The sequence below is a fragment of the Microcoleus sp. B4-C2 genome, assembly GCF_036705265.1.
In the GTDB taxonomy this organism is placed as follows: domain Bacteria; phylum Cyanobacteriota; class Cyanobacteriia; order Cyanobacteriales; family Microcoleaceae; genus Microcoleus.
In genome coordinates this window covers 52396-78683 of record NZ_JAUBUB010000014.1, presented here as the reverse complement: position 1 = coordinate 78683, position 26288 = coordinate 52396, and the positions used below count along the sequence as shown (strand labels likewise).

Sequence of the window (26288 nt, the reverse complement as noted above, 5' to 3'; positions counted from 1 at the left end):
TTCAGATAGCACTCAGTTTTTTCGCTTCTGTGCTTTATTGCGTAAGCATCCCTATTTAAAAACTGTCCGGAGTATTGATAAACATGAATCAAACTAAATATGAAGAAGAGTTTTTTATAGAATATGCAAAGAGATTTGATATGGCAAATAAGAATGTACCTGTATTAATTCCTCAAGCGTGGATTCAATGGCACTCTCAGCCTAAAAGAAATCTTCGTTCTGTCGGAACATATGCAGATGACATATATAGAGTTGATTTTGTAGCATTTTGGAATAGTAAAAGATACGTAATTCTAGTAGATGATATCAGCCACTATGGAGTACAGGATGAATCAATATGGCGCGCAGACGAAGAATCCTATTCAAAGCGATTAAAGGAGGATAGAAAGCTAAGCACAGAAAATTGGCAAGTGTTTCGAGTCAGCAATTGGGAACTGCGAGATAAGGAAAAAATTCCAGGCATTCTGGAGGATTTGCGGAAATTTATTGGTTTCCAAGAAGCATAAAATGCTGGCGTAAGTCTGCGGAATAGCTCAATACCTGCACGCGCTCCAAAAACCCGGTTTCTGCGTGAATATCTCAAGGGATAATCCACGATTTTTCCTAGAAACCGGGTTTTTTAGGTTGATAGTGCGTAAGTCTTGTTAAGCAAACTTAATCTTCAAATAATCCTCCTCCATCTTCGCCCCCGAAGGTTGCAGCGCCGCTAAAGCTTGCGGCAACACCAAATTACGGCGGTGATTCCCAATCCGAACATTCAACTCATCTCCCGTTTTGGTCAACTGGATCTGATCCTTAGCAATTCCGGGCAAATACAGTTCAAGACTATATTGATTGTTTTCCTGAACAATCCTAATCGTATTTTCTTTGTAATAAACTTGACTTGGGTCTTCGTCTTTGTAAAGCGTTTCTTTCAACCGTTCCAAAGCTGCCAAACCGCACATTTCTTCAGAATAAAGTGGCACTTCCTTAACGGGCAGCGGCATGAAATCTGAGTGAATTTCCTGACGGTACTGCTCCTGGCTTTCTTTCCACCGTTTAAAAAATGGGTCAGTTACTTCTGCGGGAATAATCCGGTTTGCTACTACTAAATCTGTGGCTACATTGTACAAACTCAAATAGGCATGAGCGCGCAGAGACTCTTTAATTACCATTTTTTCGGGATTGGTAACTAACCTTACCGAAGTCACAGTATTGTCAGTTAAAACCTTTTCCAAAGCTTCGATTTGTTCGTAAAATTCGTAAGGTGCATCCATCACCTCTTTGTCTGGTAAAGAAAAACCCGCAATTGGTCTAAAAATTGGTTCAACTAAAGGTCTAAGGGCGGCGGATATGCCTTGCAGCGGCTTGTAAAATTTTCTCATGTACCAACCGCCAACTTCCGGCAAACTTAGCAGTCTCAATGCTGTGCCCGTCGGAGCCGAATCGATAATTAAAACATCAAATTCGCCTTCGTCGTAATGGCGCTTCATTCGCACCAAACCGAAGATTTCATCCATTCCTGGCAAAATTGCTAATTCTTCAGCTTGCACCCCTTCGAGTCCCTGGGCACGCAAGACTTGAGTAATGTAGCGCTTAACTGCTCCCCAATTGCCTTCTAATTCCCTGAGAGCGTCTAATTCTGCTCCCCACAAATTCGGTTTCACCAGCCGCGAATCGTGTCCGAGTTCCATGTCGAAGCTGTCGGCTAAGGAGTGAGCGGGATCTGTGCTCAGCACTAGGGTTTTGTATCCCAATTCGGCACAGCGCAGCCCTGTCGCAGCGGCTACGGAGGTTTTGCCGACGCCGCCTTTTCCAGTCATTAATATTAAGCGCATTGATTGTTTAGCTCGCCTGAAAGTAGTTTACTCCTATATTGTAACGTTATGTAAAGAAAATTAATTTTGTGGGGAAATTAATTTGGGCGACAAGCAGCCGCCGGACACAGCACATTTTCGCTAACTCACGAAATTGCTGCCATGTCAAGATAAGTTAAAATTATTTATCTCAGCTATCAATTGCAACAAATAAAAATCCATCAGCGTTCATCTGCGTTTATCTGCTAACATCTGCAGTTAAAAAGGGCATCTCGCTCTGGAAACACTATTTTTTATTGCTAAAAAACCTAATAAAAATTCTCAAACATTAGTTTTCACAGGAAATACAAGCTGTTTGAGTACATCCAACCGCGAACAGTCCCAGTAATCGATGTGAGAAACAATTAAACAGTCGCTGTTGACTTTCAGTTCGCTCCTACCGGCGATCGCCATTTTCGGTTTCCAAGGTAGCGGTGCGATCCAGCTCAGAGTCCAGCGAGTGTCTATAGTATCTCCCGATCGCGAAATCCCGTGCAAATCGAGATTTATATCCTGAAAAAAAGTCCCCATAAACCCGATCATTTTGCGGTAGCGATCGACTCCTGTAAATCGATTCACTGGGTCTTCAAAATAAACATCTTTTGCATAGATGCTGTAAGTCTGATTATCGGGAAATCTTTGATAATCGTCTTTGAGAATTTCAATAAGATCCATTATGATTAGCTATTTGCCTGAAATTATTATAATATAGTTTATACCTGCTTGAGAAAAGGCGGACAACTTATGATCGACCTATACACTTTTACCACACCGAACGGTCGCAAAGTCTCGATCATGCTCGAAGAAATAGGTTTACCCTACAACGTGCACGTCATCGACATCACAAAAAACGACCAATTTAGCCCAGAGTTCATCGCCATTAACCCCAACAGCAAAATTCCGGCGATAGTCGATCGAGATAACGGCATCACCGTCTTCGAGTCCGGCGCTATTCTGATCTATCTTGCCGAAAAAAGCGGCAGATTTCTGCCCACAGACAAACAAAAATACTTTCAAGTTATGGAATGGCTGATGTTTCAAATGGCCAGCGTCGGCCCGATGTTTGGTCAGCTAAACCACTTCAAACGCTTTGCACCCGAACAAATTCCCTATGCGATTGGGCGCTACGAAAAAGAAACCTTGCGCCTCTACGGAGTATTAGACACTCAACTAGCAAAATACGAATACATCTGCGGCGACTATTCTATTGCCGACATTGCTACCTATCCCTGGGTTGCTATTTACGAATTTCAAGGATTAACCCTCGACAACCACCCCCACCTCAAACGTTGGGTAGAAACCTTGCAGAAGCGTCCCGCCGTTGAGCGCGGAATGGCTGTCCCATCATTATAAACCCCGCCTCTAAATTGTATTTTCAGGAGGGCAGGACACCCCACAAACAAGTTGACTTTTGTGGAACTCAGAGGTTGCACCATTCTCAATAAGCTTTTTAGGAACAGGCAAGATGCCTGTTCCACAAGAAAATTCCCTCTTTGTGGAACAGGCATCTTGCCTGTTCTTGACAATGGTGCAAGATGTGAGGTGGAACGGGCTTCTAGCCCGTTCTTAATCAACAGCGGGCGGGCTCGCGTGCCCAACCCCTACTCCCCACAAAGCAAATTGACTGGTTGTGGAACGGGCTTCTAGCCCGTTCAAAAAAAGCCCTCAAACTCAATCCACGAAATGCTTAATAATCGCCTCAGCAAACTCTGAACACTTCAACTCAGGCACCGGCGGCTCCATCAACCTCGCCAAATCATAAGTAACTTCACCGTTAGAAATTGCCGCTCCCAAACCCTTCTTAATCAAGTCTGCCGCTTCCTGCCATCCCATGTATTCTAACATCATCACCCCGGACAAAATCAGGGAACCGGGATTGACTTTATCCAAACCAGCGTGTTTCGGTGCAGTGCCGTGAGTCGCCTCAAAAACTGCACATTCATCACCAATATTCGCACCGGGGCCCATGCCCAAGCCGCCGACAATGGCCGCAGCCGCATCGGACAAATAATCCCCGTTCAGATTCATTGTCGCCAAAATCGAATACTCGGCCGGTCGGGTTTGAATTTGTTGGAAAATACTGTCAGCAATTCGGTCGTTGACCATGATTTTTTCTTTCCACTGGCCGCTGCCGTGACTGTCCCAAATTGCAAACAGAACGTCGGCTACTTCTTGACGAATTTTGGCTTGTTTTTCTGGGGTCAAAGCATCGTATCCGGGGTCTATTTGGCGAGCATTATCTTCTAAGCTAATGTCGGGATTTTTTTCTTTGTTGCCCAGAATCCAAGACTCTCTTTCAGTTACGCACTGTTGGCGAAACTCGGTGGTGGCTAATTCATAACCCCAATCTCGGAAAGCTCCTTCAGTATATTTCATGATGTTGCCTTTGTGCACCAAGGTCACTTGCTGCTTATCTTTCGGCAACCGTAAAGCGTGGGTAATGGCGCGCCGTACTAAACGCTGAGAACCTGTTTTGCTAATGGGTTTAATTCCGATTCCCGAATCGAGGCGAATTTGTTTTTTGCCATGTTCTGGTGTTGCGGGAATTAACTCATTATTGAGGAATTCAATCAATTTTTTGCCGATTTCGCTGCCTTTGGCCCATTCAATTCCGAGGTAAATATCTTCTGTATTTTCCCGGTAAATAATTACGTCTAGGAGTTCAGGAGTTTTGTGTAGCGATGGTGTTCCAGCATAATATTTGCAGGGCCGCACGCAGGCGTAAAGGTCAAAGATTTGCCGCAAAGCTACGTTTAGCGATCGAATTCCGCCACCTACGGGCGTTGTCAGTGGCCCTTTGATGGCGACTCCGTATTCTTTGATGGCGTCTAAGGAATCTTGGGGCAGATATTGGTAAGTACCGTAGACATCGCAAGCTTCGTCGCCTACATAGATTTTAAACCAGTTGATTTTTCGATCGCCACCGTAAGCCTTTTCTACCGCAGCATCCATGACTTTCTGGGATGCAGGCCACAAGTCAACGCCCGTACCGTCGCCGCGAATGAAGGGAATAATTGGGTCATTGGGGACGATCGGCAAACCGTCTTTGAAAGTAATTTTAGAACCTGTTGTCGGGGCTACAATCTTTTCGTACATATCTTAACAGCGCGGATAGGAATGTTCACTATTTTGCCACGATTATCTGCCTAAACCTCCACCAATCCTAAATATTTGTATAAATTTAAGTTGGATTTTTGGGCGATCGGCTGCCCGTCACTGTGACTTTTGGGCGATCGCCCATTTAAAAGTTAATTTAAAAAAGTAGCCAAGATAGCAGAATTTTCTATCAAATTTCCCTCTCTATCTTTCAGCGCTACGGTTGAGAGGATGCTGGAAACAAGTCAGTGGATTTTAGATTTTACATTTTAGATTTTTAGATTTACTCCCCAGATTAATCGGGGAGGTTGAACCTTAGTCTAAAATTTTGGGTTGATAACGCACGACTCCTGTCGGAAAGTTGTATGCGTTTTGGGGTGGGGTCAAAATGGTGATTGTAGCCGCCGATGAACGCAAATAAAGGCAGATTATTTTCACAAATTTTGCATTTATTTGCGATATTTTTCCTTCTGCATATTCTTCTTCACAACCCACAAAATACACCAAATGACAATAATCACCACAACTATTTTGGAAACCGGGGCCAGATATTCCTCTACAAGTGTATAATTTTGCCCTAATTTATATCCGGTAAAAGTCAGGAAACTTACCCATAAAAGAGTACCTCCTGTTGAGTAGATTAAAAAAGGAATTAAAGGCATATTATTGATGCCAGCGGGCAGGGAAATTAGGGTGCGAACTCCGGGTACTAGGCGACACAAAAACACAGCTTTGTTGCCGTGTCTGTTAAACCATCTATTTGCTTTGTCAATATCGGCGCCCGATACAGCGATCCACTTGCCGTATTTGTCGGCTAAATCGCTCAAGCGTTCTTCGCTCAATAATTTACCAGCATAGTACCAGGGAAGCGCCCCCAAAACTGTACCGATTACTCCTGCGGCGATCGCCGGTGAAAACTCCATTCGGTTCTGGAATACCGTGAACCCTGCCAGCGGCATAATCAATTCTGAGGGTATGGGGGGGAAAAGATTTTCTAAAAACATCAACAGTCCTATTCCGAAATAGCCCATAGACTGCATTGTGTTAGTTATCCATTCAACCATTTTGATTCCCTAATTTGGTAAGAAGAAGTCATTAGTCATTGCTCGTTCCTAGGCTCTGCCTGGGAACATATATCGAGAGGCTCTGCCTCGACTCCCCATGAGGGAGGCAGAGCCTTGCTGCATTCATTCCCAGGCTGATCCTGGGAACGAGAATACTATGATTAAGTACCCGAAGTCCAAGAGTTTGTGTACTCAATTTGTTCGGCAGTCAAGGTATCAATGTGAATACCCATTGCTTCCAATTTGAGACGGGCAATTTCTTTGTCAACTTCCACGGGAATTGAGTGAATACCAGGCTCTAGTTTGCCTTTGTTCGTAACTAGATATTCGCAGGCTAAAGCTTGGTTAGCAAAGCTCATATCCATCACGGCGCTGGGGTGTCCTTCGGCTGCTGCCAAGTTGATCAAACGACCTTCGCCCAACACAATAATCGACTTGCCATTATTGAGGTGATATTCTTGAGTGAAAGACCGGACTGTTTTCACGTCGGTGCTTTTTGCGCCGAGGGATTTGAGGTCAATTTCAATGTCGAAGTGACCGGAATTGCAAACAATTGCGCCGTCTTTCATTGTCTCGAAATGTTCGGCACGAATGACGTGTTTGTTGCCGGTAACGGTAATGAATATATCTCCGACTGTTGCTGCTTCGTCCATCGGCATGACGCGGAAACCGTCCATCACTGCTTCGATCGCCCGAATCGGATCGATTTCGGTGACAATTACGTTAGCACCCATGCCGCGGGCGCGCAGTGCCGTGCCTTTGCCGCACCAACCGTAACCTGCAACCACAATATTTTTACCGGCTAACAAAATATTGGTAGCGCGGATAATGCCGTCTAGGGTAGATTGACCGGTACCGTAGCGGTTGTCGAAGAAGTGCTTGGTGTCGGCGTCGTTGACGTTCATTGCGGGGAAAGTCAGCACGCCGTCTTTCAACATGGCCCGCAGGCGCACGATGCCTGTGGTAGTTTCTTCGGTAGTTCCGATTAAGTCGGAAATTTGGTTCGGGCGGTGCTGGATCAGGGCCGCTACCACGTCGCTGCCGTCGTCGATGATAATATTGGGGCGGTGGTCTAGGGCTGTGTAGACGTGACGTTCGTAGGTAGCCGCGTCTTCTCCTTTGAGGGCGAAGACGGAAATGCCGTAGTCTTCAACTAAGCAAGCTGCTACGTCATCTTGAGTGCTCAAGGGGTTGCTGGCGATCAGTACGGCGTCGCCACCGCCGAGTTTGATGGCGATTGCCAAATGAGCGGTTTCTGTGGTTACGTGGCAGCAAGCAGCCAAGCGAATGCCAGCGAAAGGCTTTTCTTTAGCGAAGCGTTCTTGAATTTGCCGCAAAACGGGCATTTCCCGGCCGGCCCACTCGATACGTTGCTTTCCCAAGGGGGCGAGGGACAAGTCTTTGACTTCGTGTTTAATCTTGACGGATGTAGCAACCATGTATGTTATTTCTCAGAAATCATCAAACTTTGTTAGTTTTAACAGATTAACCCATCGGCGGGCAAGTGCTGTGATTTTACTCGATCGGGGTCGGCGCTGCTAATCTTAAATTTTGATTAGGTTTTAATGATTAGCGAACGAGTAGATGGAGTCACCCGCACCGTGAGAGTCAAACATTCTTGTCGGGCGATCGAGCTCAATCTTTTGTGTTAGCGTGGCATTCTTGAATTATTTGACAATCAAGCATCCACGATACAAGCCCCCGAATTTATCCTTGGGGTCAAGGCTTCAATCGAAAATCGAAAATCGAAAATCGAAAATCGATTGACACTCTCACTTGGGCGGCTGGCAGTTTGAGCGCCTGCGTGGCGTTCCCAGCTTGGCACCCTGCAGATATCATCAGTTGGTTAGGACTTGGTTCCGTAGGGATTAGTTTCCCGTTCCCAGACATCTTCAAATACTTTTTATCGGAAATATTGTTGCTGTGGCACGAACCGTTTCAATTGGGCGATCGGATAATTGTAGAAGGCCTTGAAGGTACTGTTGAAAAGATTTTACTGCGTTCAACTCAAATTATTAGCGATCGGGGAGAGGGAGTTATCGTGCCGAAGGCGATCGTATTTGCCAATTCAGTGCGGGTAAGCTAATCCGCATTTAAATTGCATAGTCAAATAAATCTTTACTGGTGTGGGGAGTAGGGGTTGGGCAGGAGATCGCGCCCTCAATATACAATTTAAATGCACAACAGCTTACTAATAGGCCTGCCCCGCAGGCGAACTAACTTGCCTTTAAATGTAGCCTATGATGTTGATACTTCAGGCTTTAGCGATGGTTCTTTGGATCTTATTGTCCGCTATTGGACGCTGCGCGAACCAGCATAGGTGCGACGGACAAACACCAGGGCTGTAGTGGCGATTAAAGTAGCGTGCATCCGGGCGGACATTAACATTCCTCAATCGGTACTGGTGACTTTGTACGATCGAACAGTTTACCGTGAGTGAGTTTTGAATTTTGATTGGGGAGAGGGAGATAGCGGGAGAGTGGGAGAGTGGGAGAGTTGGAAAAATCCTCTGGCTTCACGCTTGACTTCTTCCCTCAACACCCCTCCGTTAACTCCGTTAAATCCCTTATTCTGGGCGTTTCCGAACTTCCCTCCGATCTCAAATCCGCCCTTGGAAAGTCGGGCGTAAAATCGAGCCAACATCCCACACTCAACCATCATTCAGTTTGGCGACCCCTCCTTCTACAGTCAACAGTCAACAGTCAACACTCAACAATTCCGGAGGAGTGCAACCAGAATTGATATGACTTCTCCCTTCTGACATTTCAAATCAAGCAAAAGGCGAGCCGATTTCTCATTAGCGCGCCTCCTAATTGAATTTTATTTTGTAACACGTAAAAGAGGAGATTGTTCCGGTTGACAAAATCATGAAGTCGTCTTGCTAGCGCGACGGCGGCGGGCTGCAACCAAACCACCCAAACCGAGAGCCAAACCAGTCATTGTCATGGGTTCGGGAACTGCTTCTGCGCTCACTGTGAAGTCTTGGAAGTCTGCGTCGTTTCCGCCACCGCGATCGTCGAAGCCAATTAGCGTGCCTCCGTTAAACAGAGAAGCGTATCCGTTTGTGAATTGTCCGGCAGCTTGGAAGACGTTCGTGGTTTCTTTGTCGAGTGCGTCCCACAGTTGCGATTGCGCGCCAAACACTGCTTGCTGGTTGCCCGTATTCAAGGCTGAGGTCGAGTAGACAGTGCCACCCCAGCCGCTGTTGAGTCCCAAAGTATAAATTTGATTGGCCAGGAATGTGAATACTGTCGAGCCAGAACCCAAGACTGTATTGCCCAGAGTTCCTTTCCATTCGTTACTCGAGCCGTTGTCTGAGGATTTAGTTTCCGAAAACAGGGTGCTAACTAGAGTGCCCGCCGAGTTGTTCACACTGTAGATGCCCAAAGAGGAAGTATATCCACCGTGAGATTCTTTGAAGTTAAACTTGACGCTGGTATCTTGGCTGAATGTGATGCCGTTGGTGCCAAAGGAGAAGGCTTGAGCTGGAGATCCGGCGCCAAACAGAGCTGTGGCGGCGGCGGTAGCTGTTAGGGCGGATAAGAGTTTGGTATTCATAAACCTGTTCCTTTTGTGCGATCGTCTTAATAATTTCATTATGCGATACTTTGTTTGTATTTGGCGCACTTTAGGTAAAGTTTGACATATTCTTTATCAAGCCTTTACATATCCTTCATAAATTCTCTCTATCACATCTGCGGGCGGGGGATCGATCCCTAATAATACCCACTAAATAATTATAAATATTGTGGTCTGAAACCTTGCAGTCGCGGGCAGGGGAGCGCGGATGAACTTAAGTGATTTGGATCGGGCTTATGGCTACTTTTTTTTATAGTCTCAAGTCTAAATCCTCAATAGCAAACACTTAAGTATAAATACGGTAATATTCGTGGGTACTGACAGTTCCAGAAGTTTTCTATTAACCCTAAACTGGGAATATTTGTTTTTTGGGGCTTATGTATGGGAGTTAAAGTAGTTTATCTATCAGGTAAATTACGTACAAAATGCGATCGTGTGGTCTACGTATTTTGGTTGAATTAAATAGAACCCCTGGTGTGAGATATCCCCAAGATGGGATCGAGAAGATGCAATTTCCGCAGATTGAAGCGGTAAAAGACCGGATTGCCCCTCAACAAAGATTGTATAGAGAAGCTGTGGCCCCGTCTTTGCTCCCGATCGCCCGCATCAAAACAGACCGCTGTAGCGTTCCTCTGCCCAAGGTTCGCCCCGCCGATGGTAGCCGTTGCGTTCCCAAAAACCGAGTTCTTCGGTTTCTGTAAACTCCAGGCCGTTAATCCATTTGGCGCTTTTCCAAGCGTACAGGTGGGGAACTACGAGCCGCATTGGGCCGCCGTGGTCTGCGGATAGAGGTTCGCCGAAGACGGTGTGGGCGAAAAAGTTTTCTTCTCTCAGGAAGTCGGCGATCGCAATGTTAGTCGTGTAGCCGCCGTAGCAGTGTTCCAGGACGTGCATAGCTTTCGGATCGACTTCTATGCAGTTCATAAAATCGGTGACTTTGACTCCCGTCCACTGCACGTCGAGTTTTGACCACCGGGTGACGCAGTGAAAATCCGCAGTAAAGTTACTTTGGGGCATGGCCTGGAAGTCCGACCAACTGAAGGTTTGTGGTTTTGCCAATCCCCAGACTTTAAATTCCCAACTCTCAATGCTGACGGAGGGTGTATCGCCGTAGGTCAGCACAGGAAAGCCGTTGGCGAGGTATTGACCCGGGGGGACGCGATCGATGTTTTCTGATTCTGGCTTGCGAAAAAATTTGCCCAGCATGGATTCACGCTCTACAGTAACTGACTGCAATCCTGAGTATAACTTGCATAGAGGGGCGCATCGCAATTCTTCTCAAGGTAGAAAGCTTTCTGGACTTCTATAGAAAGAAAAATCCCTAAATCCTGCCTGATGCCAACCTACTTCTGCCTTCTGAGAGAGACCAAGCTAAAAATTATAAAATTTATCACCCCAGCGGATGAATTTCCTAACCTTAAATTTTATCGTAATTAATGGCGCATTTCCGAATCTTTGATGTATTGTTACAATATGCTCAGATGCCATATGTAAAAAAAATTGATGGGGTAAAAATCATGATCGCAAGTTGCTTAATTCCGTTGACGATCTGCTTGATTGCTTGGTGGGTGACAGCCGGGACTGACAACAGAACGCTAGACGGAATTCCGGCTCCCATAGCTGCAATTATTGGAATTTGTTCGTTAATTTGGTTGGTGGCGGCGTGTCCTTGGCCTGTTGAACTTGCTCTAGTATTGGCGGTACTGGTTTTGGGCAAAGCTTATTTGCAAAAAATCTTGAAAGTCGGCTGAATTTTTAGGGCTAGCGCTCCTAGGGTTTGCGGGAGCGCGACGATCGAGTGCTGCTACCTTGTTAAAATTTTTTGCAATGTGTCTGGCTAAGTTCTCAAAGGGGGTCGCAAAGGCGGAAAAAACCCTAGAATTGGTGAAATTCAATTTACATATTTTAGTTAAAAATTAGAACATAAAGATGGACAGGAAAACCCGGTTTATCTAAAATAAACCGGGTTTGTGAGGGTCTGAAATTGTCACACATCCAGCAATAATTGCTTAGGAGTGAGACACTCGGAACACAAGACACTGGGTTTCTGAGTCGAGGACTGTTGCTGTATGTGGGTAAAATGTCGAGCTGTTAAATTGGCAAGCGATTAATATCTTTGTTAGAACCAATTACTACCATCACCTCGCCTTTTCTCAAGCGTTCGCTTGGCTGCGGATTGATCTCGAACTTGTCGCCACGACCGACTGCTAGCAAATTCAAACCATACCTGCGCCGGAGTTCCAATTCGGAGATGGTTTTGCCATCAAACTTTTCAGGAACTAGCAACTCAACGATGCTGTGAGCTGGGTCGAGGTCAAAGCGTTCTAAAATGCTGGGTTTTGTAAGGAGGCGGGCCAAAGAGCAGCCCATTTCTCGTTCGGGAAAAACTACATGATCTGCGCCGACTTTTTTCAACAGTTTTAAGTGAGTTTCCGAAGAAGCTTTGGCTATTACGTGAGCTACCCCGCCTTCCTTAAGATTTAAGGTTGTGGTAATGCTTTCTCCTAGATAATTGCCGATCGCAACAATTACTGTTTCAAATTCAAATATACCGGCTTCCGCAAGAGCGCTAGGCTCAGTAGAATCTAACTGCAAAACGTGAGCAGCAATGCGATCGTTCAAAGCTTGAGTTACTTTTTTTTCATCGGTGTCAATTCCCAGGACTTCGTAACCCAAACCGTGCAGAGTAGAACACACAGCTTTGCCGAAGCGTCCCAAACCAATAACTGCAAACTGCTTGTTGTCGGCGCGCAAAGTGCGAAAAAAATTTAAAGATGACAGGTTCACTGAATATCCAGCGCTGAGCGTCTTGCTGTTTAAATGTTAGCAGAGACAGCGCCGCCTCCTTTTGATTTTTGGGTAAGTAGTAAAAGTTGATTTGGGTTGTCACCCATTGTTTAGATTATCAGCAACGAGGCAGGATTTTTTATCCCACTAACAAACTTTCCTCAGCATACTTAAAAGGTCTGGGTTTGGGGTCGCCGAGTGCAGCACTCATCAGCATCAGCACGCCAACACGACCTATGTACATTGTAGCAATCAAAACCAGCTTACCGATCGCTGAAATCTTGGCTGTAATCCCTGTGGAAAGGCCGACCGTAGCAAAAGCTGAAACTGCTTCAAATAGCACTTCGATAAATTTTAGTTCGGGATTGGTCAACTCAATTAAGATTGCAGATGTGAACGCGACCAACATGGAACCGAAGACTACACTAATAGTTTTTAGAATCATTGCTGGCGGGATTTGACGCTGATAGCACTCCACATCTTCCTGACCTTCGAGAACTGCTGTGGTACAGCAAAACAATATTCTAAAAGTTGTGGTTTTGATTCCGCCGCCGGTGCTGCCAGGACTGGCGCCGATAAACATCAGCGCGACAGTCAGAAATAGCGATGCTTCGCTCATTTTGCCAATGTCAATTGTATTGAATCCCGCCGTGCGGGAAGTAACAGATTGAAACCAAGCTGCCATCACCTTTTGAGGAAAATTTAGAGAGCCGAAAGTTTCTGGGTTGTCGTATTCCAGCACAAAAAAGGCTAGCGTTCCTAAAATCAAAAGGACAGCAGTTGTAGTGGTAACGACTTTGAAATTTAGGGAATAAACTGTGCAGATAGGGCTTTTGTTGAAGCGATCGCGCAGCCACAGGTACAATTCCATAATGACTTGATAGCCGATTCCCCCAAATATGATTAAACTGCAGACTGTGAAGTTAACCATAGGCGAATTGATGTAGCCGATCAAATTATCTGAATAGATGCTAAAACCGGCGTTGTTAAAGGCATTAATGCTGTGAAATACCGCCAACCACAGACCGTCTTTAAATCCGTACTGGGGGACGAAAACCGTCATCAGCAAAAACACTCCCGTTAATTGAAACAAAACGGTTGTTGCTAGAATTGACTGCACGAGTTGCACTACGCCGGCTAGCCCGGATTTGTCGAGAGATTGTTGCAGGGCAATTTTTTCTTTCAAGCCAAAGCGACGGCCCAATAACAGCAGCAAGATAGTCGTGGCTGTCATGTAGCCCAAGGCTCCTATTTCCACCAGTAAAAGTAGGCACAGTTGCCCCCAAAAAGAGTAATATTTTCCGATATCCACCACCGACAAGCCCGTGACGCAGACAGCGGAAGTAGAGGTAAACAGTGCTGTTATTGGATCGCTCCAAGTTCCATCAATTGTGGAAAAGGGCATCATTAGTAATAGAGCACCTACGGTGATGACGGCGAGAAAGCCCAAGCAAATGGTTCGCGAGACAGTCATTCGATTTTAGATTTTAGATTTTAGATTTTAGATTTGAGAGGGAACCCACAAATCGATTTTAGATTTTAGATTTGAGAGGGAACCCACAAATCGATTTTAGATTTGAGGTTTTAGAGGGAACCCACAAATAGAGCGTCGGGCTTGAAATCAGGACATCTCTATCTGGCGAAGGCCGGAGACCGATCGAACTCAATCGCCAATTTCTATGACAACAGCGGGAAAATAACGGTAGAATTCCTTTAATAACTTGCGATCCGGCGATGACATCAACACTTTACCAGCAAATTCAGCAACTTTACGACGCTTCTAGCGGTTTGTGGGAGCAGGTGTGGGGCGAACATATGCACCACGGTTACTACGGCCCGGATGGCAATTTGAAAAAAGAGCGCCGACAGGCTCAGATAGATTTGATAGAAGAACTGCTGGCTTGGGCTGGAGTCCCGTCAGAGAAGGCACTGGGTGAATCTTACCGCATTCTCGATGTCGGTTGCGGGATCGGCGGCAGCACACTGTATTTGACGGAAAAGTTTAGTTCGATCGCTCAAAATAATTTAAAGTTGGATGGCGGGGTCGATCGAGATTTTAGCCGATCGCCCGAACCAAACAAAACGGGCGCTAGCGTTACAGCTACCGGGATTACTCTGAGTCCGGTACAGGCCAACAGAGCGACCGAACGCGCTAAAATTGCTGGGCTTGAAAGCAATGTGAATTTTTTGGTGGCCGATGCTTTGAATATGCCTTTTCCTGACGAGTCATTCGACTTGGTTTGGTCGCTCGAAAGTGGCGAACATATGCCCGACAAAATTAAGTTTTTGCAGGAATGCTGCCGCGTACTTAAGCCGGGAGGAACTTTGATCTTGGCAACTTGGTGTCACCGCCCGCTGGGAGAAACGGCGGGTGAATTAACTGATGAAGAGAGAAAGCAATTGGCAGAAATTTACCGGGTTTATGCTTTGCCTTATGTGATTTCTTTGCCGGAATATGAGGAAATTGTCCGCAGTTTGCCTTTGACAAGTATTCGCACCGCAGATTGGTCACAAGCTGTTGCTCCTTTTTGGGATGTGGTGATCGATTCTGCTTTGACTCCGAGCGCGATTTGGGGTTTGCTAACGAGCGGTTGGACGACTATTCAAGCAGCACTTGCTCTCGGATTGATGAGCCGTGGATATCAGAGCGGGTTGATTCGTTTTGGAATGATTTGTGCTGTAAAATAACAGGCACATATCAGAGAAATTTTGAGTCTTGAGTTGATGAGTAAGGTGCGTATTACGCACCCTACAGAATATTATTTGTTTGGCGTGGGTGTGAGATTTATGGGCAATGATTCGATTGGCAAGTCTTGGATTGATAAAAATGGCTCGGCTCCGCAAAGCTGGGTGAGGGCATTTTGGGAGTTTTCTCGGCCGCACACAATTGTGGGTACTAGCTTGAGTGTATTGGCTTTGTACGCGATCGCCCAAAGTTCGCGGCTATTTTTGAATCCTGTACTTTTGCCCCTAGCTTTTGCCTGGTTAGCTTGCATTTGCGGCAATATTTATATTGTGGGATTGAACCAGTTAGAAGATGTTGAAATTGATAAAATTAATAAGCCGTATTTGCCGATCGCGTCGGGAGCGTTTTCTAGGAAAACCGGGGAATTAATTGTAATTGCAACGGGAATTATAGCAATTTTGACTGCTGTTTTACAAGGCCCTTTTTTGCTGGCTACTGTTGGTGTTAGTTTGGCGATCGGGACTGCTTATTCTCTGCCCCCAATTCGGCTGAAACGGTTTCCTTTTTGGGCGGCGCTGTGCATTTTTACGGTGCGGGGCGCGATCGTAAATTTAGGGTTATTTTTGCACTTTAATTGGGTGTTGGGTTTGGGGATGGCGAAAAGCGCTTTTTCTGGCTGGAGTTTGGAGAGTTTGTCTTTTGAGATTCCTGCGGAAGTTTGGGTGCTGACGGTTTTTGTTGTGGTGTTTACATTTGCGATCGCCATTTTTAAAGATATCCCCGACATGGAAGGGGACAAGCAATATAATATTACTACGTTTACGATTGAGCTGGGCAAGCCGGCCGTCTTTAATTTATCTCGCTGGGTGTTGACGGTTTGTTATTTGGGCGCGACTTTGGCGGGAGCGATCGTATTGTCTAATGTTAATTTAGTGTTTCTGGCAGTTTCTCATTTGGCGGCTTTGGGTTTGATGTGGTTTTGGAGCGCGAAAGTTGATTTGGACGATAAAATAGAAATTGCGGCATTTTATCAGTTTATCTGGAAGTTGTTTTTCTTAGAATATCTGATTTTTCCCGCAGCTTGTTTGTTGGGGTAGAAGGGGAAGTTCGGCAACGGATTGTGTAACGGATGTAACGGATGTAACGGATGTAACGGGTGTCACTCCGATGGAAGGGGGAAGAAGCAAGAAGGAAGTCGGAAGTTCGGCAACGGATTATGTAACGGATGTAAAGGATAGAAGGAAGAAGGAAGAAGGAAGAAGGAAGAAGGAAGGAAGAGTTAACAAATTAGAACTATTTGGCAATTACCAGTTAGCGAACTCCCAAACAACAAAGACAACTATGGCTTCTCAAAAAAAATTGCGGAAATCTGCCTGTACACTGGGTGCCGAAGACTCTTTGAAATTAGCTTGGGAACATCACCAAGCGGGCCGTTTGTTAGAAGCTGAGAATTTGTATCGGCAAATAATAGAAGTGCAGCCGGAATCAGCAAACGTGCTGTGTTTGTTGGGAATAGCGGCGAGACAGCAGGGAAAAATTGCAGAGGCGATCGACTTTTACGAAAAGGCGATCGCCCAAAACCGCGATTTTGTAGAAGCACATTTAAATAAGGCTAATCTTTTGCTGGATGTAGGCGAGTATCAAAGGGCGATCACCAGTTACGAACAAGTCATCAAAATCCAGCCAAACTCCGCACTCGCCTACAATAATTTGGGCTGGTCAAAACAGCAATTAGGCGAAATAGATGCGGCTATTTTATATTACCAAACAGCGCTGCGAATTGACCCCAGTTTGCACGAAACAGCGCACAATTTAGGACATATATTTAAACAGAAGAATTACTTAAATGAGGCAATTGCCTGTTACCAGCACGCTTTAAAAATCAATCCAAATTTGACATATTCCCTGATGGGTTTGGGAACAGTTTGGCAGCAGCAAGGTAAATTAGCAGAAGCTTTCAACTGCTACCAGCAAGCGGTAAAACTAGACCCCAAAAATCCCGAAGCTCACAACAATGTAGGAGCATTTTTTCACGAACAAGGCAATGCAAAAGCAGCAATATCCCACTACCGACAAGCCCTAAATTTAAAGCCAGATTTCGTGGAGGCTATTAATAATCTCGGACACGCTTTGGTCGATTTAGGAGAATTTCAAGAAGCTTTTTCTTGTCACAGTCGAGCCTTGGAATTGCAGCCAGAAAACGCGATCGCCCACCTGGAATTCGCCTTAACTTTGCTATTGTTCGGAGATTTTCAGCGCGGTTTTGCTGAATATGAGTGGCGGTGGCGCACTCCGCAACTACAACCGAGGCAATTTAAACAGCCAGTTTGGGATGGTTCGGATTTGCAGGGAAAAACTATTTTACTCCACGTCGAGCAAGGCTTTGGCGATTCTATTCAGTTTATTCGTTACGCGCCGATTCTTCGCAGCCGAGGCGCTAAAGTTATGGTAGCTTGCTATCCAGAACTGATGCGGTTGTTTGCGACAGTTGCCGGCATTGAATATTTATCAGTTAGTTTGGAAGGTTTGCCAGAATTTGATGTTCACGCGCCGCTGATGAGTTTGCCGCGAATTGTCGGGACAACTCTGGAAACAATACCGGCAAATGTTCCTTATTTATATCCGCCTGCTGAGTGCAAATTTGCGCTTTCTTCTGATGCCAAATTGAAGGTAGGGATTGTTTGGGCGGGGAGTCCGAAGCGCCGGAAAGACAATCAGCGTTCTTGCAGCTTGAGCGATTTTATTCGATTTTTGGATGTTCCGGGAATTGCTTTTTATAGTTTACAAAAAAACTTGTCCGAGAGCGATCGCACTTTGTTGCATCAACACTTAGTGCCGGATTTAACTCCGCATTTGAACGACTTTGCTGATACCGCTTCGGCTATATCTCAACTGGATTTAGTCATTAGTGTCGATACGGCTGTGGCGCACTTAGCTGGTGCTTTAGGAAAACCGGTTTGGGTGCTGCTTTCTTTTGCTCCTGACTGGCGTTGGCTGCTGGATCGTGAAGACAATCCTTGGTATCCAACTGCGAGGCTTTTTCGCCAAAGTCAGCCGGAAAGTTGGCAAGAATTGTTTGAGGAAGTACAGGCGGCTTTGAGTTTATTTGCGATCGCCAATACTGCTAGTTATTCCGAGGATTCTGCCAAAGATTCGCTTGACTTCGTTTCACTCGCAATGACTGCTAATGATAAGCCTGACCTCGATTCGGTGGCTCTCAAAATGACAGATGCAAGCGTAGTTCAAGAGAGTCAACAAATATTTCTAATTGCGAGTGAAGGGTTAGCAGAAGCCTCCGCAGTTAAGCAATCGCAGGGAATTGAGACATCGGTTGCGATCGGAACGGGTGGCGATAACCCGGTTGTTTTAGAGGATTTATTGCGGCAAGCAGAACATTTAATGGAAACAGGCGATCGGGAAGAGGCGATCGCCCTTTACGAACAGATTATATCGCTTGCGCCAAATTGCGTTCAAGCGCGGATTAATTTTGGTTTTCTCAAGCAAGAAAAGGGCGAATTAGAAGCCGCTATCCCGCACTACCGAGAAGCTTTAGCCATCGCTCCAAATATTCCTCAAACAGCTTACAACTTGGCAAAGATTTTTGAGGAACAAGGTCAAGCGGAAGAGGCGATCGCACATTACGAGCAAGCTCTTGTAGCTCAACCGGATTTCGTACCTGCACTGATTAATTTAGCCGTGGCGCTGCAAGAAAAAGGCGAACTTTTCAGGGCGATCGAGCTGTACCGGCGAGCGCTGGAAATTAATCCGCATAGCTGGGAAGCTTACAACAATCTGGCAACTGTTTTGCAAGAACAGGGCAATTTAGAAGATGCGCTGGAGTATTATCACAAAGCTCTAGAATTGCTGCCGGATTTTGTGGAAGCTATCAACAATTTAGGCAGGACATTTCTGGAAAAAGGTGCGGTAGAAGATGCGATATCCTGCTACAGACGAGCGATTCATTTAAATCCAAATCACGCTAGCGCTCACCTGAATTTATCCTTGGCTTTGCTGTTGGTGGGAGATTTGGAAAATGGTCTGGCTGAATACGAGTGGCGCTGGCAAATTAAAGAATTTCACACTGGTCATTCCTGTTTTTTGACGGGGCCGGATAATAGTGTTTCGGCAAGAGAATACCGGCCTCTATGGGACGGTTCTGATTTGCTGGGAAAGACTATTTTGCTGCACGCCGAACAAGGTTTAGGTGATTCGCTTCAGTTTATTCGCTACGCTGCGATCGTCAAAAATAAAGGCGGTAGGGTTATTGTGGGCTGTTACCCGCAATTGCACCGTTTATTTGCAACGGTTGAGGGCATTGATTTGCTAATAGTTAAAGGGGAGCCACTGCCGGAATTTGACGTGCAAGCGCCGATGTTGAGTTTGCCCTATATTCTTGGTACAAATCTGGAAACAATCCCGGCAAATACTGCTTATTTATCTCCGCCAGCGGGTGCTGAATTTGGACTTTTGCCCGATCGCACTTTGAAAGTTGGGATTGTCTGGGCGGGAAATCCAAAACACCGCAAAAACAAGCAGCGTTCGTGCAGTTTGAGTCAGTTTCTGCCGCTTTTGGACGTTTCGGGGGTAAGTTTTTACAGCTTGCAGAAAGAGGTTTCTGAGGCCGATCGCGCGCTGTTGAATCAAAGGTCGATCGTAGATTTGAGCCCGCATTTTGGCGATTTGGCCGATACTGCTGCTGCGATCGCCAAACTGGATTTAGTCATTAGCGTCGATACCGCTGTCGCCCATTTGGCGGGGGCTTTGGGCAAACAGGTGTGGATTTTGCTGGCGTTTTCGCCGGATTGGCGGTGGCTGTTGGAGCGCGAAGACAGTCCTTGGTATCCGACGGCGCGGCTGTTTCGCCAGCATCAGCGGGGCGACTGGGAGGACGTTTTCGATCGGGTTGCGGAAGCTCTAGGCGCGGTTGCTGCTGCATTTGTGCCGTCGGATTCGGCGGATGCAGAGTTTCGGCGGGGCGTGGATTTGCAGCAGCAAGCGGATTTGGGCGGTGCGATCGCTTGTTACGAGCGGGCAATCGCGATCGATCCTAATTACGCAGCCGCGCACAGCAATTTAGGCGTTGTTAAACAGCATACCGGCCAGCTAACAGAGGCGATCGCGCACTACCGACAAGCCCTCTTCATCGACGGTAATTTGGCGGAAACTGCGAGCAATTTGGGCAGCGCGCTCGCGGAAGCAGGGGAGACTGAAGAGGCGATCGCAGAATACGAGCGGGCGCTTTCTTTGAACCCGAATTGCGCGGAAGCGCTGATTAATTTGGGCCTGTTGCGGGAAGAGCAAGGGGATGTGGCGGAGGCTATAAGCTGCTACGAGCAAGCGATTCAAGTCAATCCTAATTGCGCGGCGGCTTATTTGAATTTGGGAATTGCTTTGGAGGCACAAGGGGAGGATGCGATCGCGAATTACGAACGGGCGATCGCAAATTACGAACGGGCAATCGCGATCGCTCCCAATGATGTGGAGGCTTTGCAGCATTTAGCATACGCCTCGATCCGACAGGGCAAAATTTCAGATGCGATCGCATACTACGATCGAGCTCTGGCGCTGCAACCGGATTGGGCAGAAACTGATCTCGCTTATCTGAGTTCACTGTCTAGCCCAGATAAGTTGGATGAGGATTTAGCTGTTTGCCAGCAAGCGATTCAGGCATCGCCAGCCAGTGCACAGGCTCACGGCAATCTGGGAATTGTCCTGCACAAACAGGGCAAAATTGAAGATGCGATCGCCTGCTACCAGCAAGCTTTGAGGCTGAAACCCGACTTTCCACAAGCTTTGAACAATCTCGGCAAAGCTTTTGAGGAAGCGGGAAATATGGCAGAGGCGATCGATTGTTACCGTCGGGCGATCGTACTCAAACCCGGTTATATCAATCCCCTCACCAGTTTGGGAAGTGCTTTGCACGATCGCGGACAATTTGCGGATGCTCTCACCTACTACAGCCAAGCAGTTAAATTTAATGTCGCTAGCCCCGAATCTCACCTAAATTTAGGTTTAGCTTTGCTGCTGGCGGGAGATTTTCAGCGTGGTTTTTGCGAGTACGAATGGCGACTCCTAGTTAAAGAAAAACAGTTCCGGCGCCACAACTTTATTCAGCCGGTTTGGGATGGTAAAAATTTGGAGGGAAAAACTATTTTGCTTTGCCCGGAACAGGGTTTAGGCGATGCAATTCAGTTTATCCGCTATGCAGATTTAGTCAAACAAAAAGGCGGTAGGGTAATTGTTTGGTGTTTGCCGCACTTGCAGCGCTTGTTTGCAGAAGTTTCTGGAATCGATGCGTTAATAGTTAATCCAGAGGATGCGCCGGATTTTCAAGTGCGCGCGCAGCTCATGAGTTTGCCTCATCTTCTGGGAACAACTTTAGAAACTATACCCGCCAAAGTTCCTTATTTAGCTCCGCCGCCCGGTTGGGAATTTACTCTCAATCCAACTACTAATTTGAAAGTGGGAATTGTATGGTCAGGAAATCCTAAAAATTCCCAAAATAAGGTGCGATCGTTACCGCTAAATTTCTTGACCAAACTGTTAGATATTCCCGGAGGAGATTTTTACAGCTTGCAAAAGGAAATAACAGCAGACGATCGCGCTTTGTTAGAGCAAATAGCCGTAACAGATTTAAGCTCTTATTTGCACGACTTGGCGGATACTGCGGCGGCAATCTCGGCTCTGGATTTAGTGATTTCTGTAGATACTTGTGTGGCGCACTTGGCTGGTGCTTTGGGCAAACCCGTGTGGATTTTGCTGTGTTTTGTGCCGGATTGGCGGTGGATGTTGCAACGCGAAGATAGTCCTTGGTATCCCACGGCGCGGCTGTTTCGCCAGTCTACAGCGGGAGATTGGGAAGGAGTTTTAGAACAAGCTGCTTTGGCGCTGAGAGAAAGAATTGTCCAGCATAAACCAGCTATACCGCCCAGAGAAAGTCTAACCAATATTGAATTATATCAAAGACAGTTTAATCAGGGAAATATTCTCAAGGCGCAAGGAAGATTTGCCGAGGCGATCGCTTATTTTAAAAATGCTTTGGTTTTGCAGCCAAATTCGATAGAGACCGCCACGAATTTGGCAGTGACGCTGCACCAAACAGGCGATTTAGCCGAAGCTGCCACCTATTATCAGCGCGCGACCGAAATTGACCCTAACTGCGCTCAATCTCACAATAACTTGGGTATTTTGCTGCAAGATCAAGGCAATATAATGGCTGCTATATCTTGCTTTCAAAAGGCGATCGCCCTGAATCCGGTTTACGTCAAAGCTCTCAACAATCTCGGCGCGATACTCCAGCAGCAGGGCGAGTTGCCAAGTGCGATCGCGTGTTTTCATCAAGCACTTTCTGTCAATTCCAATTACGTGCCGGCGCTGGTAAATTTGGGTGCGGCGATGCAAACACAATCTCAGCTAGACGAGGCTCAACGGCTTTACGAGCGGGCAATTGAAGCAGAACCTAACAATCCTGCAGGACACTATCACCTGGGAACGTTACGCTTGGGGGCGGGAAAAATAGAACAGGCAATTTCTAGCTTGGAACGAGCCATATCTTTGAACCCTAATTATCTAGAAGCTCTTACTAATTTAGGCAGTGCTGTTGAACAATTAGGAGACGTAAATCGAGCAATTTTGTGTTACAGTAAAGCTCTCGAACTTGATGCAAATTGTGTTAAAAGTCACTTCAATTTAAGCTTAGTTTTGCTGTTAACTGGGGACTTGCCGCGCGGTTTAGCAGAATACGAGTGGCGGTGGCAAACAGAACAGGCGAAAAAATTGCCACGGTTGAATTTTGATCGACCAGTTTGGGATGGTTCAGATTTGAATGGGCAAACTATTTTGCTCCGATCCGAACAAGGTTTGGGCGATGCTATTCAATTTGTGCGATACGCAGCCATTGTGCAGCGAAAAGGCGGCAGAGTAATCCTTTCTTGCTATCAAGAACTGAAGCGTTTATTTAAGCAGATTCCTGGCATCGAACAAGTGGCGGTTCGGATGGATGAATTGCCCGATTTCCAAGTGCAAGCACCGCTGATGAGTTTGCCTCATATTCTGGGAACAAATTTAGAAAATATACCCGCAAATGTTCCTTATTTAGCTGCGCCGCCGCATTGGCAATTTTCTCTAAATTCCGATGGCAATTTCAAAGTTGGGATTGCGTGGGCGGGAAGTTCGGAACATTTGAAGGATTTTCAGCGATCGAGCGATTTAAGCTATTTCCTGCAATTGTTAGATATTGCAGGTGTAAGTTTTTACAGTCTTCAGAAAGACTTATCGCCTGAAAATCGTAGTTTGTTAACTCAAATTCCCGTGATAGATTTGAGCGACAATTTGAACGATTTTGCCGATACTGCGGCGGTGATATCGCAACTAGATTTAGTAATTTGCGTGGATACTGCGATCGCGCACTTAGCCGGTGCTTTGGGTAAACCCGTATGGATTTTGCTGTGTTTTATGCCGGATTGGCGGTGGATGTTGGAACGCGAAGATAGCCCTTGGTATCCGACAGCGCGGCTGTTTCGGCAGCAAACACCGGGCGATTGGGAGGAAGTATTCGATCGCGTAAAAACAGCCTTGCTAGAGAGCATAAAAACAGCCTTGCTAGAGAGGGCGAGCACGGGGGCACCGCCCCTACAATCTACTCGTTTCCAGGCTGTGCCTGGTAACGGAGATACCGAAGCTTCGCCTCGATTTGCCTTATCGCCGCCACAGGTACAATTTTACATAGCAAAGGCCTTAGAAAAACAAGGTAAAAAAGCAGAGGCAGCCGCTCGTTATGAACAAGTAATTGCCGCCTCACCCAGCCACGCAGAAGCCCACAGTTGTTTAGGTTATCTCAAACAGGAAAACGGGCAAATAATCGAGGCAATTTCGCATTACAAACAAGCGCTAGAAACCAATCCCAATCTGAGCGAAACAAACTTATATTTGGGTTCCGCCCTCGAAGAACAAGGAAAAGTCGCAGAGGCGATCGACTTCTACAATAAAGCAATTCAACTACGTCCCAACTCGCCAAATTGGCGCTTGAGACTAGCCTTAGCTTTGCTCTTAACTGGAAATTTTGAGCGTGGTTTTGCGGAGTACGAATCGCGCTGGCAAACTCAACAATTGGATCCGCGCTCTTTTGAGAAACCACTTTGGGACGGCTCTGATTTGCAGGGAAAAACAATTTTATTGCACCCTGAACAAGGTTTTGGTGATACGATACAATTTATCCGCTACGCGGCTTTAGTTAAGCAAAAAGGCGGCAAAGTTATTGTGGCTTGTCATGTCTTGCTGAAGCGTTTATTTGAAGGAATTGCCGGAGTCGATCGAATTGGAGTCAAGCCGAGCGATTTGATTGATTTTCAAGTGCAAGCCCCGCTGCTAAGTTTGCCCAGAATTCTGGGAACTACTTGGGAAAATATACCGGCGAATATTCCTTATTTAGCACCGCCACAGGATTTTAAAATTTATTTAAAGCCGAACAATAAACTCAAAGTAGGTATCGTGTGGGCGGGCGGCCCGCTGCACCGCAACAACCATCGGCGATCGTGTAAATTGAGCGATTTTGTGAAGTTTGTAGATGTTCCTGGAGTGAATTTTTACAGTCTTCAGAAAGATTTGTCAGGGGGCGATATTACTTTATTAAAGCAACACCAAATTGAAGATTTGAGCGAAAATTGCGTCGATTTTGCCGACACAGCAGCAATTATTTCGCAACTCGATTTAGTAATTTGTGTAGATACTTCTGTCGCGCATTTGGCTGGTGCTTTGGGCAAACCAGTCTGGATTTTGCTGTCTTTTGTGCCCGATTGGCGCTGGATGCTGGAACGCGAAGATAGCCCTTGGTATCCCACTGTGCGTCTGTTTAGGCAACAAAAAGCCGGTGATTGGGATGGAGTGTGCGATCGTATAAAAGCAGCCTTGTTAGAGAGGGCGGGCACGGGGGCACCGCCCCTACAATCTACTCGTTACCAAGCTCTGCCTGGTAACGCATATTCAGAGGCTCCGCCTCGGCTTCAACCCCCAGAAACTCCCCCACAAATTACCGGAATGGGCGTCAGTTGGCCGATCAGCATCACCAGCGGCTGGGGAATTTACGCCCTGAATTTAACACTACAACTGCGGCAAAATCCTGCCTGGGAAGTTGCACTTTTAACACCGCCATCAATCACCTCAGAATCGATGAATCCGCTGCATAAATCGCTGTTGTTACCTGTCATTGAAAAGCACAAAAGTTTTCAGGAATTAGTAGCAACCAATTCCGACAAACAAATCAGTTGTAATTTTCCCGTACTTTACGCTTTAGGGAATAATTTAGCATCCTCTGGAGTTGACAATCAAATTACCAGCGATTGTCAAATAGGAGTCATATTTTTTGAAGACACGCGAATCACAGCAGAAGCACTAGAAACAGCCAAAAAATATAGCGTGATTGTCGCCGGTTCCAACTGGAATGCCGATGTTTTGAGAAGCCACGGCTTGACTAATGTGGCGATGGTACATCAAGGAATTGACCCAACAATTTTCCATCCTGCACCCAAATCTAATCTATTTGGCGATCGCTTCGTCATTTTCTCCGGCGGCAAACTGGAATATCGCAAAGGTCAAGATATTGTAATTGCCGCTTTCAAACGATTTCGCGCCAAACATCCAGAGGCTTTGTTACTAACAACATGGCACAACTTCTGGCCTCAGTATATGCTAGGAATCGAACAAACTGGAAACGTTGCGGGACTTCCCAATATCAACCGCGACGGAAGTTTAGGAATTTCTCAATGGTTAGTGGCTAACGGTTTGCCAGTTGACTCTTTTATCGACATAGGCTTAATTCCCAATCACCTCACCGGACAAATTTTACGAGAAGCCGACTGCGCTGTTTTCACCAACCGCTGCGAAGGCGGCACTAATTTAGTCGCGATGGAAAGTATGGCCTGCGGAATTCCGACTATTTTATCAGCAAATACTGGTCATTTAGACTTGATTTACAGCCACATTTGCTATCCTTTATGGAGTCAAGGACGAGTTAAACTAACTCCTCCTTTTTCCGGTGTAGAAGGTTGGGGAGAGTCTGATGTGGCAGAAGTTGTCGAGGCTTTGGAGCAAGTTTATACTAATCGGGAACAAGCTAAAAGTCGCGGTTTAGCAGCGGCTAATTTCATGCTGGATTGGACTTGGGAAAAACAGGTTAAGCGTTTTTTGGATGTGATTGCCGATATGTAGATAACACTAAAGTCCTGACTACAAACTTTCGGAAAA

16 protein-coding genes are annotated in these 26288 nt (G+C 46.2%); 7 read left to right on the top strand and 9 right to left on the bottom strand.

Annotation, left to right across the window (positions count from 1 at the left end; translation table 11 throughout):
• Positions 1-83 precede the first annotated feature (83 nt).
• Positions 84-506, top strand: coding sequence for a hypothetical protein (locus QUB20_RS07460; protein WP_333248628.1), 423 nt, complete (start codon positions 84-86; stop codon positions 504-506).
• A gap of 138 nt (positions 507-644) precedes the next feature.
• Here the strand turns inward: QUB20_RS07460 and QUB20_RS07455 are convergent, their stop codons facing one another.
• Entirely contained in the window at positions 645-1817 is a 1173-nt protein-coding gene (locus QUB20_RS07455) for a TRC40/GET3/ArsA family transport-energizing ATPase (protein WP_333248630.1), read from the bottom strand.
• A gap of 300 nt (positions 1818-2117) precedes the next feature.
• Entirely contained in the window at positions 2118-2510 is a 393-nt protein-coding gene (locus tag QUB20_RS07450; RefSeq protein ID WP_333248633.1) for a DUF2358 domain-containing protein, read from the bottom strand.
• Between the two features lie 69 nt (positions 2511-2579).
• On the opposite strand from QUB20_RS07450, the gene QUB20_RS07445 reads away from it, so the two are divergent.
• Positions 2580-3188: a glutathione S-transferase N-terminal domain-containing protein gene (locus tag QUB20_RS07445; protein ID WP_333208294.1), complete on the top strand. Its 609-nt coding sequence runs from the start codon at positions 2580-2582 to the stop codon at positions 3186-3188.
• A 318-nt stretch (positions 3189-3506) separates the two neighbouring features.
• Here the strand turns inward: QUB20_RS07445 and QUB20_RS07440 are convergent, their stop codons facing one another.
• The 3 genes from QUB20_RS07440 to ahcY all read right to left on the bottom strand — a co-directional run bounded on the left by QUB20_RS07440 (position 3507) and on the right by ahcY (position 7434).
• Complete coding sequence (locus QUB20_RS07440; RefSeq protein WP_333248635.1) at positions 3507-4931, bottom strand: NADP-dependent isocitrate dehydrogenase; 1425 nt, start codon at positions 4929-4931, stop codon at positions 3507-3509.
• 449 nt (positions 4932-5380) lie between these two features.
• Positions 5381-5995, bottom strand: coding sequence for a DedA family protein (locus tag QUB20_RS07435; RefSeq protein WP_333248638.1), 615 nt, complete (start codon positions 5993-5995; stop codon positions 5381-5383).
• A 161-nt stretch (positions 5996-6156) separates the two neighbouring features.
• Positions 6157-7434 (bottom strand): adenosylhomocysteinase, encoded by a 1278-nt coding sequence (ahcY, locus tag QUB20_RS07430; RefSeq protein ID WP_333047387.1) that lies wholly within the window; start codon positions 7432-7434, stop codon positions 6157-6159.
• Between the two features lie 353 nt (positions 7435-7787).
• Between ahcY and QUB20_RS07425 the strand changes: the two genes are divergently transcribed.
• Positions 7788-8081, top strand: coding sequence for a mechanosensitive ion channel domain-containing protein (locus QUB20_RS07425; RefSeq protein ID WP_333248641.1), 294 nt, complete (start codon positions 7788-7790; stop codon positions 8079-8081).
• A gap of 779 nt (positions 8082-8860) precedes the next feature.
• Here QUB20_RS07425 and QUB20_RS07420 read toward each other — a convergent pair.
• Positions 8861-9553, bottom strand: a complete 693-nt coding sequence (locus QUB20_RS07420; protein ID WP_333248645.1) for a PEP-CTERM sorting domain-containing protein — start codon at positions 9551-9553, stop codon at positions 8861-8863.
• A gap of 627 nt (positions 9554-10180) precedes the next feature.
• Positions 10181-10780: a sulfite oxidase-like oxidoreductase gene (locus QUB20_RS07415; protein ID WP_333053320.1), complete on the bottom strand. Its 600-nt coding sequence runs from the start codon at positions 10778-10780 to the stop codon at positions 10181-10183.
• Between the two features lie 311 nt (positions 10781-11091).
• Here QUB20_RS07415 and QUB20_RS07410 point away from each other — a divergent pair, with 311 nt between their 5' ends.
• On the top strand, positions 11092-11325 hold the full coding sequence (locus QUB20_RS07410; RefSeq protein ID WP_333053190.1) for a hypothetical protein: 234 nt from the start codon (positions 11092-11094) through the stop codon (positions 11323-11325).
• A gap of 340 nt (positions 11326-11665) precedes the next feature.
• Here QUB20_RS07410 and QUB20_RS07405 read toward each other — a convergent pair whose 3' ends face one another.
• Both QUB20_RS07405 and QUB20_RS07400 read right to left on the bottom strand, forming a co-directional pair.
• Entirely contained in the window at positions 11666-12361 is a 696-nt protein-coding gene (locus QUB20_RS07405) for a TrkA family potassium uptake protein (RefSeq protein WP_333053191.1), read from the bottom strand.
• A 139-nt stretch (positions 12362-12500) separates the two neighbouring features.
• Entirely contained in the window at positions 12501-13835 is a 1335-nt protein-coding gene (locus QUB20_RS07400) for a TrkH family potassium uptake protein (protein WP_333236348.1), read from the bottom strand.
• Positions 13836-14095: 260 nt separating this feature from the next.
• On the opposite strand from QUB20_RS07400, the gene QUB20_RS07395 reads away from it, so the two are divergent.
• The 3 genes from QUB20_RS07395 (at position 14096) to QUB20_RS07385 (ending at position 26252) form a co-directional block, all read left to right on the top strand.
• A complete protein-coding gene (locus QUB20_RS07395; protein ID WP_333248649.1) occupies positions 14096-15049 on the top strand; it encodes a methyltransferase domain-containing protein in 954 nt (317 codons plus the stop codon).
• A gap of 36 nt (positions 15050-15085) precedes the next feature.
• Entirely contained in the window at positions 15086-16144 is a 1059-nt protein-coding gene (locus QUB20_RS07390; RefSeq protein ID WP_333248651.1) for a homogentisate phytyltransferase, read from the top strand.
• 70 nt (positions 16145-16214) lie between these two features.
• Positions 16215-26252, top strand: coding sequence for a tetratricopeptide repeat protein (locus tag QUB20_RS07385; protein ID WP_333248654.1), 10038 nt, complete (start codon positions 16215-16217; stop codon positions 26250-26252).
• Positions 26253-26288: the final 36 nt, after the last annotated feature.